The organism is Bradyrhizobium sp. LMG 9283 (genome assembly GCF_045571415.1).
In the GTDB taxonomy this organism is placed as follows: Bacteria; Pseudomonadota; Alphaproteobacteria; order Rhizobiales; family Xanthobacteraceae; genus Bradyrhizobium.
Genome location: NZ_CP120691.1, coordinates 7,354,347 through 7,369,260, shown reverse-complemented (window position 1 = coordinate 7,369,260; position 14,914 = coordinate 7,354,347). Strand labels below are relative to the sequence as shown.

The following is a 14,914-nucleotide window of genomic DNA, read 5'->3' as shown; positions in this document are numbered from 1 at the left end:
CATCCTGGAACGGCATAGCAAGGAGTGATTAAAGATGACGAGGAAATCCTTGATGATGGTCAGCGGCCTGGCCGCCACAGGTTTGGTGGCGGGCGCGTTGATAATGATAAGGCCCGCGTTAGCGGGCAATGAGCTGAGGGTCGTCTCCTGGGGTGGGGCCTATCAGGAGGCTCTACGCAAGGCCTATTTTGAGCCTTTCACGAAATCGACCGGGATCAAGATTACCGAAGACGCGTACAGCGGCGAGAGCGGCAAGATCCGCGCCATGGTTGAATCGAAGACCGTGAGTTGGGACCTGGTCGAAGTCGGGTTCGACACAGACGCATTGTGCGCCGCGAATATCGTCGAGAGGATGGACTGGAACAAGCTGGGCCTCGATCGCTCCAAGTTTATGGGCGACAAGAATGATTGCGGGATACCGTTTGTAGCCGCTGCTAATATCGTCGCCTATGATAAGGACAAGCTGGCGAACGGTCCGAAGACTATTGCCGACCTGTTCGACATGAAGAAGTTCCCCGGCAAGCGCGGTTTGTATAAGAGTCCCAAAAGCACTCTCGAATGGGCACTGATCGCAGACGGGGTGCCCGTAAAGGACGTCTACAAGGTGCTCGGGACACCGGAAGGTGTGGATCGTGCTTTCAAGAAGCTCGACACCATCAAAAGGGACGTCGTGTGGTGGAGTGCCGGTGCCGTGCCACCGCAGCTCCTGGCCGATGGTCAGGTCGTCATGACCGCGGCCTTCAACGGCCGAATCTCCGATGCCATCAAGAAATCCGGCAAGAATTTCGAGATCATGTGGGACGCCTCGATACTGGGTTGGGGTATTTGGGTCATTCCTAGGGGCAGTCCACGAATCGAGGAGGCGTACAAGTTCATCGCCTTCGCCTCTTCGCCACAGGTGCAGGCCGACCTAACTCACTACATCCCCTATGGGCCCGCCAACAAGGATGCGATTGCGCTTATTGATCGGGCGATCCTGCCCGACCTTCCCAATGCGCCCGCCAACATGACCAACGCTCTGGAGTTCGACTACGCCTTCTGGGGCGAAAGGGGCCCTGATCTGGATAAGCGCTTTGCCGCTTGGCTGGCAAGGTAGCGCAGGGAAGCGCCGGCGAGGAGGATCTCCGTTCTCCTCGCGGCAAACGGGTGGCCTAGAGAATTCGTTAGAGAGAGTTCGACGGTGACACGGTCTCTCCAGTCGCCGGTAGTCGCGATGGAGCAAGCACGAGGAGTCTATCCCACTCCTGCCGCTCCTCCCTTTCATCTTCGTTTAATCCTGATTGCCTTTTGCACTGCCGGTCGCGCGGATCGATATTGAATGCGGTCCCTAACGATACCCTGCTGACGACAACGCCGCGGAGAATGGCGGTGCTCAGCGAAGGACTTGCCTGACGCGAGCGTCTATGTCTGCGGTCGGGTTGAAACATGGGCTCCTCACGCTTTACCTACAATGTACAAACTCCGGACAGCTTCTCGTGCTTGCAGGTTAAGTCCATACCTTCTGTCGCTATCAGCGCAGGATTTCGGCGACAGGGGCGGCCACATTGAACAATTTAGCTCGAGCAAGTCGATAATGTTTCCGTGAAAAAACCTCTGTCGATACCCAGTGTCGCAGCGCCAAACCTAGGTTGGGAAGGAATACGCCTTTTGGTTAACTCAAGATCCCTCATGTCCGCCGATTCCTGCGGTTTCAACCGCGCGCTCGCGAAGCTGCAAGCGCTCACGAGAGTGCAATCTTTCAAGAAAGAACATCATGATCCGGTAGTCGGCAACGCCGCAGTAGCGAGAGAAGCGTCGGGATCGGCGAGAGCGATGCCAGGCACGAACAATGCCTTTGTGCAGTTTTCCAATATCCAGAAGACCTACGACGGCGAAACGCTGGTCGTTAGAATCTCAACTTGGAGATCCCCGGGGTGAGTTTCTGACGATGCTGGGGCCTTCCGGCTCCGGCAAGACGACGACGCTCATGATGCTCGCGGGCTTCGAGGCGCCCACCCATGGCTCGATCCTACTGGGGGGGCGCTCTATCGACAACATTCCCCCGCATAAGCGCGACATCGGTATGGTGTTCCAGAACTACGCGCTTTTTCCCCACATGACCGTGGAGGAGAACCTCGCCTTCCCACTCAAGGTCCGCAAAGTCGGCAAGGCCGAGAGCGAGGCCAGGATCAAGCGGGCGCTCGACATGGTCCGGCTCGGCGCCTATGGCAAGCGTCGGCCTGGTCAGCTCTCCGGTGGCCAGCAGCAGCGCGTCGCGCTCGCCCGCGCCCTCGTGTTCGATCCCAAGCTCGTGCTGATGGACGAGCCGCTCGGCGCACTGGACAAGCAGCTGCGCGAGCAGATGCAGCTCGAGATCAAGCATATCCACCAGGATCTCGGCGTCACCATGGTCTATGTGACCCATGATCAGAGCGAAGCGCTCACCATGTCGGATCGCATAGCCGTGTTCAACGACGGGGTCATCCAACAGCTCGCCGCGCCCGCCGAACTGTACGAGCGGCCGCAGAATGCTTTTGTCGCCCGCTTCATCGGCGAGAGCAACCGGCTGGACGGCAAGGTCGTGGGGATGAATGGCACGACCTGCAAGGTGGAGATTGCGGGCGGCAGCGTGGAGGCGCTGGCGATCAATGTCGAGGCGGTCGGTGGGCCGACCGTGCTGTCGTTGCGGCCGGAGCGGGTGAAGCTGAACCCGGCACCGGGATCGCTGCCCAATATCTTCAGCGCGAACGTTGCGGAGGTGATCTATCTGGGCGACCACGTGCGCATCCGGGTTTCGGTCTGCGGCCATGATGACTTTGTGATCAAGCTGCCGAATTCGGAAGGCGAGGTGCAGGTCGAACCAGGTGCCGCGATCACCCTCGGCTGGAAAACGGAGGATTGCCGGGCGCTCGAGGCGTCCTGACGACAATTCGGGCCGCAGGGCAGGTCGGGTTTTTGATGATGCCGCTTCCATCTTGGGACGGCATAGCAAGGAGTGATTAAAGATGACGAGGAAATCCTTGATGATGGTCAGCGGCCTGGCCGCCACAGGTTTGGTGGCGGGCGCGTTGATAATGATAAGGCCCGCGTTAGCGGGCGATGAGCTGAGGGTCGTCTCCTGGGGTGGGGCCCTTCAGTCGGCCCAGCGCAAAGCGCTTTTCGAGCCCTTCTCTCAGGCGACGGGGATCAAGATCACCGAGGACGAGTACAATGGCGAGGCTGCAAAGATCCGCGCCATGGTCCAAGCCAAGACAGTAAGTTGGGACGTGATCGCCAGCCTCTCTGAGTGGGTCACTCTATTATGCGACGAGGGCATACTTGAAACGCTTGACTGGAACAAGCTGGGTCTCGATCGAACCAAGTTCGTGGGCGCGTCTGATTGCGCGGTGCCTGCGGAAATTTCCGGTACGGTCGTGGCTTATGACAAGGACAGACTGCCGAACGGCCCGAAGACCATCGCTGACTTCTTCGACCTGCAAAAATTCCCCGGCAAGCGCGGGCTGTGGAAGACTCCCCGGGGCAATCTCGAGTGGGCACTAATCGCCGATGGGGTCGCCATCCCAGACGTCTACAAGATCCTAAATACGCCCGAGGGCGTTGACCGCGCCTTCAAGAAGCTTGAGACGATCAAGAAGGAGATCGTCTGGTGGACGTCGGGGGCCCAGCCGCCGCAGCTTTTGGCTGATGGTCAGGTCGTCATGACATCGGCTTGGAACGGCCGCATTTACGATGCCGTCAAGAACTCTGGCAAAAATTTCGGGATGATGTGGGACGCTGCGACCTGGTCTGCAAGCTCGCTCTGGACCATTCCTACGGGCACCCCGCGGCGGGAGGAGGCGTACAAGTTCATCGCCTTCGCCTCCTCGCCCCAGTCGCAGGCTAACCTGACGCGTTATGTCCCCTACGGCCCCAGCAACAAGGACGGAATGTCACTTGTCGATCCGGCGATCCTGCCCGAGCTTCCGAATGCGCCCGAGCATACAAACATGTGGTCGGTCGACACCAGGTTTTGGAACGAAAAGGGTGACGTATTGCGCCAGCGCTTCAATGTTTGGCTAGCGAAATAGACTGGGTGAAGAAATCGTGAGGAGGATATGGCCTCCTCACCGCTTCCAACGAACGAACTGACAGAGAAGTTGATAGTGATGACGGTCGCCCAAATAGCCGGCAGCCCCGATGGCATGCCGCTGCGCATCCAGCTGCAGCACGTCGAGCGCCGGCGTAAGCTGAGGGCTTTCACCCTAGTCCTGCCACTCCTCCTTTTTGTCCTGATTGGCTTCGCCTTGCCGATCGCTCGGATGATGTTCAATGCGGTCTACGACGATAAGCTGCTGACGATGATGCCGCGGACGACGGCGGCGCTCAGCGGGTGGGATGGCAAGAATTTGCCGGACGAAAGTGTCTATGCTGCTCTCGCCGAAGACCTCAGGCAAGCCTGGGCGCAGAAAACCGCTGGCGCGATCGGTAGGCGGATGAATTATGAGCTTCCCGGCGCCGGCAGCCAGGTCACGTCGAGCGCTCGCAAGGCAAGCACGCTTTCCGCAGGCCCCTACAAGGCGGCGCTGATCGAGATCGATCCGCTCTGGGGTCAGCACGAAGTCTGGAGCCTGCTGAAACGCGGAGGTTCGGGCTATACGGCCTACTACCTGCTGCGTTCGGTCGATTACCAATATGGCCCTGACAGCCAGATTGTTGCCTCACCGCCGGAGCAAGCGATCTTCCGTGACACGTTCCTACGCACTCTTGGCATCAGCATCGGCGTGACCACCTTGACGCTGCTGCTCGGCTTCCCGGTGGCCTATCTCCTGGCAACATTGCCGGTTAGGTCGAGCAATCTGCTGATGATCATGGTCGTGCTGCCGTTCTGGACCTCGCTGCTAGTGCGCACCACGGCATGGGTAGTGCTCCTGCAGCCACACGGCATCATTAATGATGTCCTGATGGCGCTACATATCATATCGCAGCCCGCAGAGCTCATCTACAACCGGGTCGGCACAGTGGTGGCCATGACTCATATTCAGCTGCCATTCACACTGCTACCGATCTACAGCGTGATGAAGACTATCTCGCCAAGTCATATCCGGGCTGCCCGCTCGCTTGGCGCCGGGCCATTCTACGCTTTTTGGATGGTGTACTTCCCGCAGACCCTACCGGGAATCGCCGCCGGCTGCCTACTGACCTTTATCCTATGCCTAGGCTACTACATCACGCCCGCGCTCGTCGGAGGCCCGAGCGACCAGATGGTAGGCTACTTTATCGCCCACTACACGAACGTGGAGCTCAACTGGGGGATGGCCTCAGCGCTTGGTTTCATCCTGCTCGCCGCGACGTTGTTGCTCTACTATGTCTTTAACAAGCTGGTCGGCCTCGACCAGATCAAGATGGGGTGAGGACGATGGCTGCTTCCGTCTATGCCACGCCGATGGAGAGGGGCTGGTACTATTTGCACCGGCTGATCTGCGCGGCGGTGCTGCTGTTTCTGATCGCGCCGATCCTCGTGATCATTCCGCTGTCCTTCAATTCCGTGCCTTTCTTCACCTATCCCATGGCCGGGCTGTCGCTGCGTTGGTATGAGGAGTTCTTCCTGACCATCCGCTGGCAGGGCGCGCTGCACAACTCGATCTTCGTTGCCCTATCGGTCACGATGCTGTCGACTGTACTCGGCACGCTTGCCGCGCTTGGGCTCAGTCGCCCGAACTTCCCCTTCCGTGCGGCGGTGATGAGCCTGCTGATCTCGCCTATGATCGTTCCCGTCGTAATCACCGCGGTAGCCGTGTATTTCTTTTATGCCGATGTCGGATTGCTCAATACGTATACCGGGCTGATCCTGGCGCACACAATGTTGGCCACCCCGTTCGTCGTTATCACCGTCATCGCGACTTTGACGGGTTTCGACCACTCGCTAACCCGCGCAGCCGCCGGCCTCGGCGCACGGCCGATCACCGTCTTCTTCAAGGTCACTCTGCCACTCATAATTCCTGGCATGATCTCCGGCTCGCTGTTCGCCTTTCTCACCTCCTTCGACGAAGTGGTGGTCGCACTTTTCGTCGCCAGTGCTGAGCAACGCACCTTGCCGAAGGTCATGTTTTCCGGCATCCGCGAGGAGATCAGTCCGACCATTACTGCCGCCGCCACCGTGCTGACCCTGTTCTCCGTTGCCATGTTGACCACCGTCGAGCTGCTGCGGCGGCGCTCGGAGCGCCTGCGCGGCATTCGCAGCAAGTAATGGCTCATGTCGATATTGAACGCGAAAGCGCGTGCAAGTTGTCTCTCATCCGAGTCCCCCAAAGGAAATGTCTCAATGGCAGCCCAACAACCTACCATGATCGCTACATCGGCAGTTGAGATAGAGAAGGCCAAGGAGAACCATATGCGCGATGGAGCTGCGATGAGCGAGATCGCAAGCGAAGCCAACCCCGACCTACTCGTCGGCGAGGGCAACAAAACGCGCTGGGAGCAGCCTGACCGTCGCCGGCACGGATGGCACAATCTCTATCGCCTCGCCCGCTACAGCACGAGCTATCGAGCTGGTCGGGTGATGAGGCTGCGCAAGCACATGGACCTGCGCATTGCCGAAATGGAGGCGGTGCGCCGGCTGACGTTGCTGCCCTGGTTCTCGGCTATGGTGGTGGTACGTGGCAACGATGTTCTGTTCGAGCGCTACGCGCCGGATTTCGGCCCGGATTGCCCCCACAGCATCCAGTCGATCAGCAAGACCATGATTAATCTGATCATCGGGCGTCTGCTGGAAGACGGCAAGATCGACCTGGAGCGAAAGGTCGCCGATTATCTACCCTGGATAGGAAGTGGCTATGCCGGGGCGACCGTTCAACAGGTCTTGAACATGGACGTCGCTAATGACTACAGCGAGGACTATGCCGATCCATACTCGACCGTTTACGCCCACTCCGAAGCCTACGGTTGGCGCTTGCCCGCCGACCCCGGACATGAGCACTCCCAGCGCAGCTTCCTCGCGACCATCACCTCGCGGGATACGACCAACCGCACTGGCGGCGCCGATTACAAGTCCGCCAACACGGACGTTTTGGGGATGATTGCAGAGGCCGTGAGTGGGCGATCGCTGCGCACATATTTGGCCGATATTGCTGATGCTGCCGGGATTGAGGGGTGCCTTCACATGACCACCGATCGAGAGGGCTTCCCGCTCATGTCTGGAGGGATCTGCTTCACGGCGCGCGACTTGGCTCGCTACGGCTCTCTTTTCGTGCGCCAAGGAAGGGGCATCGACGGCCAGCAGATCGGCAGCGCCTCATTCATTGAGGGATCGCTGCGGGGCGGAATCCGGTTGCCGGCGCCACGGGACGGGTTGCGCTACAGCAATCATACGTTCACCGACGGGCGCTGGCTTGGTCACGGAGGTTCCCGCGGGCAATTCATGCTCGCCGATCTGACGAGTGGCGTCGTAGCCGCGTTCTTCAGTGTCCTCGAGGTCAACGAGACCTTTACTTCGGACTATAATGTGTCGGTCATCAAGATGCTGACCGACATCGGCCGGATCGAAAAAGCCTAAGCGGCGGTAAGTTGCACCTGTCGTTTGCGCCCCAACTGCTTCCCGATGCAACGAGGCTCACCCTCGAGAGATGCTCAATTTGTGGTGCACAGAGTTGCGTCAGATAAAAGCGCGGCTCTGGTCGCTGTTTGTGCACCCCGGATGTCACCGGCTAGGCCCGCTTTCCTCAATGGACTGGTTGGACCTCAGCGGTGCAAGATCGGCTGTATCTGGGTCCGGTGACCCGGGCGACAGCACGCACTGCTGCGGCCCCAGCAGTTAGAGAAACACTGCGGGGCCTAGAGCATGATCGCCTGAGGCTGAATCGATTGGGGATTCCCAAATCAGGCGGGTTCTGATTCAAGATGCTGGCTGGGCTGGAGGCCAGCATCCCATGGGGAGCCTATTCGCTTGATTTGCGCGAGCGGGTCGTTGCTGCAGTGGCGGCTGGCGAAAGCTGCCGGTCAGTGGCGGCAACCTTCAAGGTCAGCGTTGCCAGCGTAGTGAAGTGGTCACAGCGGTATCGGGCGACTGGAAGCGCCGCAGCCCGGCCGCTGGGCGGCCATCGTCCCTATGTGCTGTCTTCCGAACGGGATTGGCTGCTCAAGCGGCTTGCCCAGCAACCGGACATCACCTTGCGCGCGCTGCTTGCAGAGCTGGCAGAGCGCGGGATCAAGGCCAGCTACTACGCGGTGTGGCACTTCTTCGAGCACGAAGGCATCAGCTTCAAAAAAAAAGCCTGCACGCCAGCGAGCAGAATCGCCCCGACGTCGCCCGGCGGCGGGCGCAGTGGAAAAAGTATCAAGGGCGGCTTGATCCCACCCGTCGGTCTTCATCGATGAGACTTGGGCCAAGACCAACATGACGCGCACCCACGGCCGCGCGCGCCGCGGCGAGAGGCTGGTCGCCAAGGCACCTCACGGCCGCTGGCGGACCTTGACTTTCCTCGCGGCGCTGCGCCACGACCGCATCAGCGCTCCCTGTGTGATCGATGGGCCGATCAATGGCGAAAGCTTCCTGGCCTGTGTCGAGCAGGTACTGGTTCCCTCACTTAAGCCCGGCGACGTTGTCATCATCGACAATCTCGGTAGTCACAAGGGAAAGACCGTGCGACGCGCTATCCGCGCCGCTGGCGCAAAGCTGTTCTTCCTGCCGCCCTACAGCCCCGACCTGAATCCAATCGAACAGGTCTTTGCCAAGCTCAAAACCTTGCTCAGAAAGGCAGCTGAGCGAACCCTAGAGGCGACCTGGAAGCGCATCGGCGCCTTGTTGGATTGCTTCACGCCGCAGGAATGCGCCAACTACCTTGCTAACGCCGGATACGCTTCAACATGAAGCAATCACGCTCTAGTTGTGGAGCCTCAAGAGGTTGTTCCCGGCTAGGCCGAGTCTGCTGATGGGTGGTTTTGACTCGAGACTGCCATGAGGGCGGTGCCAGTTGTAGCGGTGAAGCCATCGTGGCAGCTCAGCGGCTCGTTCTTTTGAGGTGGTGTAGGCCTGCGCGTAGGCCCACTCGCGCAGGCTGGTTTGAATGAAGCGCTCGGCCTTGCCATTGGTCTTGGGAGTATAGGGTTTGGTGCGTAAGCGTGGCGTTGAGGCCCTTGAGAATTTTCGTACGCAGTGCTGAGAGCGCCGCTAGAAGAGTCATCTTCTGCAAGGGTGCTCACAATGGACGACCATTCGGACGACATAAGACGACCGTTGTTGTCGCGTATCGAAGTGTATGCTGGCTCAGGTCGCAAGCAGTGGCCGGATGATTTAAAGGCCCAGATCGTCGCGGAAAGCCTCGAGCCAGGCGCGATTGTAACGGATGTTGCACGCCACCATGGCTGCCGGCCGCAGCAGGTGCATGACTGGCGGCGGCGGGCGCGTTTAGGTCAATTGGTGCTGCCGGCTCCGGCGGATACGTTATCTTTCGTGCCTTTGGTGTCGGAATCATCACCACCGGCGGTCGCGGAGTCCTCCCGATCACCGGATGCAGCCGTCGTGACGGTTGAGTTCCAGGGCGCTCGCGTGGAGGTGCGCGGGACGCCTGGCCTTGCTGTGTTGAGTGATGTGTTCTTGGCGCTTCGACGGACACGTTCATGCTGACTCCGCCCGCGAGCCTCATGATTTACGTGGCGACGCAACCTGTGGACTTCAGAAAAGGTGCGGAGGGCTTGGCGCTGTTGGCGAAGGAGACGCTGGGCCATGACCCGATCAAGGGCGTGGCGGTGGTGTTCCGTGCGAAGCGCGCCGATCGGGTGAAGATTGTCGTCTGGGATGGCAGCGGCCTTGTGATGTATTGGAAGCGGCTCGATGGCAGCGGCTTCAAATGGCCTCCCATCGTGGCCGGTGTGATGCGGATGAATGCCGCGCAGCTGTCCGCGCTTCTGGCCGGCATGGATTGGACGCGGATGCACGCGCCTCGAATCCCGCAGCCGAAAGCGCTTGCGTAACGATACAAATCTTCGCTGCATCGGGGCGCGAAGCATGGCAGAGTTGGGCCAATGAGTGATTTGCCTGATGAGCTGCCGATTCCGAGATGATGGTGCGCACCGTACCGACTTGATGGCGCGCAGGGTTCCGAAATGATCGCGCGCAGCATTCCGAGCATTGTCCGCGCAGCATTCCGATTTGATCGCGCGCAGTTTCGGATGGTGTGAGACCCGATCGTTGGGCCATTTCTCCGGCTGGAAGCAGCTGGGAGGATTGGATGCCGACGAGGAGGGTTATCATGCGCCAGGTGCGCGAGATTGTGAGGTTGAGCCTTGAGACTGGGCTCTCGACGCGCGTGGTTGGCGAGCGCGTCGGCATCGGGCCGACGACGGTACGTGACACACTGAAGCGGTTTGCGCGCGCGGGCCTAGCATGGCCGGTCCCGGAAGCGATAAGCGACGCCGAGCTGGAGCAACTGCTGTACGGGGTGCCGGGCGTGAAGCCGGGTCGCCGCAAGGTGGCAGAGCCTGACTGGTCCGTCATTGCCCGCGAGCTCAAGCGCAAGCATGTGACCTTGCAGGTGCTCTGGGACGAGTACATTGCGGAGCATCCGGACGGTTACCGGTACAGCCGCTTCTGTGACTTGTTCCGCAATTGGGAAGGCCGGCTGCCGCTGGTGATGCGCCAGCATCACGGCGGCGGCGAGAAACTGTTCGTCGACTATGCCGGCGACACGGTGCCGGTGGTTGACCGTAAAACTGGCGAGGTGCGTGACGCGCACATCTTCGTGGCGGTCATGGGCGCATCCAGCTTGTCGTTCGCGCTGGCGACGTGGACCGAGCAGCTCGGCGACTGGATCGCGGGACATAGCGCGGCCTACAGCTTTTTTGGCGGCGCGACGCAACTGCTGGTGCCCGACAACGCCAAGGTCGCAGTGATCAAGGCCTGCCTCTATGACCCTATGGTCAACCGCAGCTACAGCGATATGGCGCAGCATTACGGCACGGCGATCTTGCCGGCACGGCCGCGTCGGCCGAGAGATAAGGCGAAGGTTGAGGCCTGCGTCGGAATCATCGAGCGCTGGCTGCTGGGGCGGCTGCGGAACCGAACCTTTTACAGCCTGGCCGAACTCAACGGTGCGATCGCTGAGTGGCTGGCCAAGCTCAATGACGGACGGGTGCTGCGCCAGTATGGTCGCACACGGCGCCAGCTGTTCGAGGAAATTGACGCGCCGAATCTTAAGCCGCTTCCCGGCGAGCCGTGGGTCCATGCCGAATGGCGCCGATGCCGGGTCGGGCTCGACTATCACGTCGAGATCGAACGACACTACTACTCAGTGCCCTACCGCTTCGCCCGTCGCGAGGTAGAAGCGCGGATCTGTGCGCGAACGGTTGAGATCTTCCTGGGGGGCGAGCGTATCGCCGCGCACATGCGCGGCAGCGGCAACGGGCGGCACACGACGATCAGCGCCCACATGCCTTCCAGCCATCGGCGCTATGGCGAGTGGACGCCGGCAAAGATCCGCAGCGAGGCAAGCCGGATCGGCCCGATGCTGCGCCTGCTGATTGACCGGATCATCGAGGATCGGCCGCATCCCGAACAGGGCTATCGTTCGTGCCTGGGGATCATCCGGCTTGAGAAGCGCTTTGGCGCCGAGCGCCTCGAGGCGGCCGCGCTGCGCGCGATTGAGATCCAGGCTCGCAACTACCCGAGCGTTAAATCGATCCTCGAGAAGGGGCTCGATCGCGTTGCAACGCCCACATCCCCCGAGCGCGAGCCGATCCTACACACCAACATCAGAGGCTCGGACTATTACCACTAATAGGGAAGAAAATGCTGACACACCCCACGCTCCACTTGCTTACCCAGCTCGGACTTACCGGCATGGCCGAGGCCTTTAAGAGCCTCGCCGACAACGAGGAGGTCCATGGCCTCGCTCACGCCGAATGGTTGGCGTTGCTGCTGGACCATGAAGCGACTTGGCGTAACAACCGGCGCCTGGCACTTCGCCTTCGTAAGGCAACGCTGCGTCATCATGCCGTACCCGAGGATATCGACTACCGCGCACCCCGTGGGCTCGACCGCCGCTTGTTCGACATGCTGCTCAAGGGAGACTGGATCAAGAACCACGAGAATTGCGCCATTGTCGGGCCGACCGGCGTCGGGAAAAGCTGGCTTGGCTGTGCGCTTGGTCACAAGGCCTGCCGGGACAACCACTCTGTACTTTACACCCGGCTGCCGCGGTTGTTCGAAGAACTGGACCTTGCCCGGGGCGACGGACGACTCACTTCGCGGATGAAGAGCATCGCCGCGGTCGAGCTCCTGATTTTGGACGATTGGGGCCTCCAGGCCATCGACGCCAATGCCCGGCATCATCTGCTCGAAATCCTTGAGGACCGCTACGGCCATCGATCAACACTCGTCACCAGCCAGCTTCCAATTGCCAAATGGCATGAGCTCATAAATGACCCAACCTACGCTGATGCCATACTTGATCGGTTGCTTCACAATGCTCACAGGCTCGAACTGAACGGTGACTCCATGCGTCGCCCGCCGGTTCTTCCTCGACCTTGATTACATCGTCGGCCCGATGAAGACCGGGACTGCAGCCCGCGAAGCTGACCGGCCGCTACGGCACTGTTGGGGGTGCGCGTCCAGTCAGCTTCGCTCCATCGAGTGACGCCAGAGGTGATCTCTTCGGCCGCCGCTTGACCACCGGCTGCCGATAGTGCCAATTGCCTTTAACGATCGGGGGCTTCACATGCGCGCGATCAGATTGGAATGCTGCGCGGCATCAGATTGGAATAGCTGCGCGCGATCATCGGAATCCGCAATGAGCTGCCGAGCGATCCGGCCAAGTTGCGTGTCTTTGCCGCAGCTCTGCTGGATCGCTGCGCCAGGCTCGAGCGGTTGCTCAGGCTTGCAAAAGATGCGCAGTTCGGTCGGTCCTCGGAGAAGCTGGACGCTGATCAGCTGCAGCTTGTTCTGGAGGACATCGAAGAGGCCGTCGCGGCCCTCGAAGCAGCCGAGGATCGCGCCAATCCCAGAACCTGCGAGAAGAGGACGGCCGAGCGCAGAGCCAACCGTGGTCAGCTGCCGGAGCATTTGCCGCGCATCATCGAGACCCTGATGCCCCCTGTAACCTGCTGCCCGTGCTGCGCAGGCGTCCTTTTTGAGATCGGTCACGATGAGAGCCAGAGGCTGGACGTCGTACCGGCGCAGTATCGTGTCATCGTCACCCGCCGGCCCAAGCTGGCCTGCCGCGCCTGTCACGGCGTCGTCCTCCAGCACGCCGCTCCTGAGCGATTGATCAGGGGGGGATTGCCCACTGAGCGGCTTGTCGCGCATGTGATCGACGCCAAGTATCATTGGCATTTGCCGCTTTACCGCCAGGCGCAGATGCTGGCGACGCACGGTATCGCCATGGACCGTTCCACGCTCGCCTTCTGGGTCGGCTATGCCGCCCAGGAATTGAAGCCCCTGTGGCATCGTCTGCGCGAGCTTCTGCTCACCTCCTCGAAGCTCTGTGTCGATGAGACCCCCGCACCGGTGTTGGATCCGGGACGCGGCAGGACAAAAACCGGCTACTTCTGGGCGCTATCGCGCGATGACAGGCCCTGGGCCGGACCTGACCCACCTGGGGTGGTCTATGCCTATGCACCGGGCCGTGGGGCCGTTCATGGCTTGCGCTTGCTCGAGGGCTATCGCGGCATCATCCACTGCGACGGCTATCAGGCTTACAAGACCATGACCCGAGAGACGCGTGCGGACGCCCTGTCCGGGACGCTCGCCTTCTGCTGGTCGCATCTGCGGCGCCAGTTTGTGAAGATCGAGCGCGAGGCTGCTCCGGCGCCAGCTCCGGTTGCCCGCGAGGCTCTTGAGCGCATCGCCCAGCTTTACGCGGTCGAGAAAGCGCTCCGCGGCCGATCGGAGGCCGAGCGTCGTGCCGGCAGGCAGGCGCATGCCCGACCTCTCGCTACAGCCTTGAAGCAGTGGTTTGAGGCCAAGCTTGATCACCTTGCACAGAAGAGCGACACGGCGAAGGCCTTGCGTTACGCGCTGCGTCATTGGGACGGCCTGACGCTCTACCTTGATGACGGGCGCATCGAGATGGACACGAATGCTGTCGAGCGTGCGATGCGGCCGATCAAGCTCAATGCCAAGAACTCCCTTTTTGCCGGTTGCGACGAGGGCGCCGAGAATTGGGCAGTTCTTGCTTCGTTAATCGAGACCTGCAAGCTCAATGGCGTCAGTGCCGAGCACTGGCCCGCTGATGTTCTCGCGAAGCTCGTCAATGGTTGGCCTGCGGCGCGACTGGACGAACTGCTTCCCTGGGCGTCGACCTATACGATGCATACACACGATCCGAGGCTGGCGGCATGAGCCTGAACACGACCGGTCCGGATCAAGGTGACCCTCAAGGATGTGAAGCCGGAGGTGATGCGTCGCCTTCGTACCCGTCACCCTGCGCCTTGATCGGTTGCATCTGACGCTTCAGGAGGCATTCGGCTGGACGAACAGTCACCTCTTCGAGTTCTTCGCTGGTGAGGTCCGTTGGGGGATTCCTGATCCCCACAACGATTACGGCCACCAGCCCATGGATGCCCGCAAAGCGCGGCTTTGCGATATCGTTCGCGAGACCGGCGCCAAGACGATCCACTATCTCTATGACTTCGGCGACAGCTGGGACCATGTGATCAAGCTCGAAAAATGGTTCCAGAACACCACGACGGAGGGACTTCCCCTCTTGCTCGAGGCCACCGGCCGTTGTCCTCCGGAAGATGTCGGCGGTGCGTCAGGCTATGCCGAATACCTCGACGCCATCAGCGACCCCACCCATCCGGAGCACGAACAAATGCGCCTCTGGGGCCCCGAGCAGTTCGATCCCAACGTCGTCGACCGGAAGGCGCTCGAGGCCGCCGTCAACGCATTGTCGGAAATATGGAAGCCGCGTCGGCGCACCATACGCTCAAAATAGACGTCAAGCGCCAATCAAATGGGCCTCAG

General features: G+C 60.6%; 13 protein-coding genes and 2 pseudogenes. 14 read left to right on the top strand and 1 reads right to left on the bottom strand.

What is annotated here, in order from left to right:
* Positions 1–34: 34 nt before the first annotated feature.
* The 8 genes and pseudogenes from P6U29_RS34415 to P6U29_RS34380 all read left to right on the top strand — a co-directional run bounded on the left by P6U29_RS34415 (position 35) and on the right by P6U29_RS34380 (position 8,824).
* Positions 35–1,096, top strand: coding sequence for an ABC transporter substrate-binding protein (locus P6U29_RS34415; RefSeq protein ID WP_407114671.1), 1,062 nt, complete (start codon positions 35–37; stop codon positions 1,094–1,096).
* A 572-nt stretch (positions 1,097–1,668) separates the two neighbouring features.
* Entirely contained in the window at positions 1,669–1,917 is a 249-nt protein-coding gene (locus tag P6U29_RS34410; protein WP_407114670.1) for a hypothetical protein, read from the top strand.
* 10 nt (positions 1,918–1,927) lie between these two features.
* The gene (locus tag P6U29_RS34405; RefSeq protein WP_407114669.1) at positions 1,928–2,902 is read left to right on the top strand and encodes an ABC transporter ATP-binding protein; all 975 of its coding nucleotides are present in this window, start codon (positions 1,928–1,930) and stop codon (positions 2,900–2,902) included.
* A gap of 82 nt (positions 2,903–2,984) precedes the next feature.
* Positions 2,985–4,046, top strand: a complete 1,062-nt coding sequence (locus tag P6U29_RS34400) for an ABC transporter substrate-binding protein (protein WP_407114668.1) — start codon at positions 2,985–2,987, stop codon at positions 4,044–4,046.
* A 78-nt stretch (positions 4,047–4,124) separates the two neighbouring features.
* Positions 4,125–5,369 (top strand): ABC transporter permease, encoded by a 1,245-nt coding sequence (locus P6U29_RS34395; RefSeq protein WP_407119494.1) that lies wholly within the window; start codon positions 4,125–4,127, stop codon positions 5,367–5,369.
* A 5-nt stretch (positions 5,370–5,374) separates the two neighbouring features.
* On the top strand, positions 5,375–6,205 hold the full coding sequence (locus P6U29_RS34390) for an ABC transporter permease (RefSeq protein WP_407114667.1): 831 nt from the start codon (positions 5,375–5,377) through the stop codon (positions 6,203–6,205).
* Positions 6,206–6,280: 75 nt separating this feature from the next.
* Positions 6,281–7,510 (top strand): serine hydrolase domain-containing protein, encoded by a 1,230-nt coding sequence (locus P6U29_RS34385; protein ID WP_407114666.1) that lies wholly within the window; start codon positions 6,281–6,283, stop codon positions 7,508–7,510.
* 344 nt (positions 7,511–7,854) lie between these two features.
* Positions 7,855–8,824, top strand: a pseudogene (locus P6U29_RS34380) (IS630 family transposase).
* Between the two features lie 12 nt (positions 8,825–8,836).
* Here the strand turns inward: P6U29_RS34380 and P6U29_RS34375 are convergent.
* Positions 8,837–9,073 (bottom strand): annotated as a pseudogene (locus tag P6U29_RS34375) (integrase core domain-containing protein); the annotation flags it as partial.
* An 84-nt stretch (positions 9,074–9,157) separates the two neighbouring features.
* Here P6U29_RS34375 and tnpA point away from each other — a divergent pair.
* The 6 genes from tnpA to P6U29_RS34345 all read left to right on the top strand — a co-directional run bounded on the left by tnpA (position 9,158) and on the right by P6U29_RS34345 (position 14,885).
* Positions 9,158–9,580: an IS66-like element accessory protein TnpA gene (gene tnpA, locus P6U29_RS34370; protein ID WP_407114665.1), complete on the top strand. Its 423-nt coding sequence runs from the start codon at positions 9,158–9,160 to the stop codon at positions 9,578–9,580.
* Entirely contained in the window at positions 9,574–9,927 is a 354-nt protein-coding gene (gene tnpB / locus P6U29_RS34365) for an IS66 family insertion sequence element accessory protein TnpB (protein WP_407114664.1), read from the top strand. Before tnpA ends, tnpB begins: the two co-directional genes overlap by 7 nt.
* A 278-nt stretch (positions 9,928–10,205) precedes the next feature.
* The gene (istA, locus tag P6U29_RS34360; protein WP_407114663.1) at positions 10,206–11,729 is read left to right on the top strand and encodes an IS21 family transposase; all 1,524 of its coding nucleotides are present in this window, start codon (positions 10,206–10,208) and stop codon (positions 11,727–11,729) included.
* 11 nt (positions 11,730–11,740) lie between these two features.
* Complete coding sequence (gene istB, locus P6U29_RS34355; protein ID WP_407114662.1) at positions 11,741–12,481, top strand: IS21-like element helper ATPase IstB; 741 nt, start codon at positions 11,741–11,743, stop codon at positions 12,479–12,481.
* Positions 12,482–12,724: 243 nt separating this feature from the next.
* The gene (tnpC, locus tag P6U29_RS34350) at positions 12,725–14,290 is read left to right on the top strand and encodes an IS66 family transposase (protein WP_407119493.1); all 1,566 of its coding nucleotides are present in this window, start codon (positions 12,725–12,727) and stop codon (positions 14,288–14,290) included.
* A gap of 97 nt (positions 14,291–14,387) precedes the next feature.
* On the top strand, positions 14,388–14,885 hold the full coding sequence (locus tag P6U29_RS34345; RefSeq protein ID WP_407114661.1) for a plasmid pRiA4b ORF-3 family protein: 498 nt from the start codon (positions 14,388–14,390) through the stop codon (positions 14,883–14,885).
* The last annotated feature ends 29 nt before the right edge of the window (positions 14,886–14,914 follow it).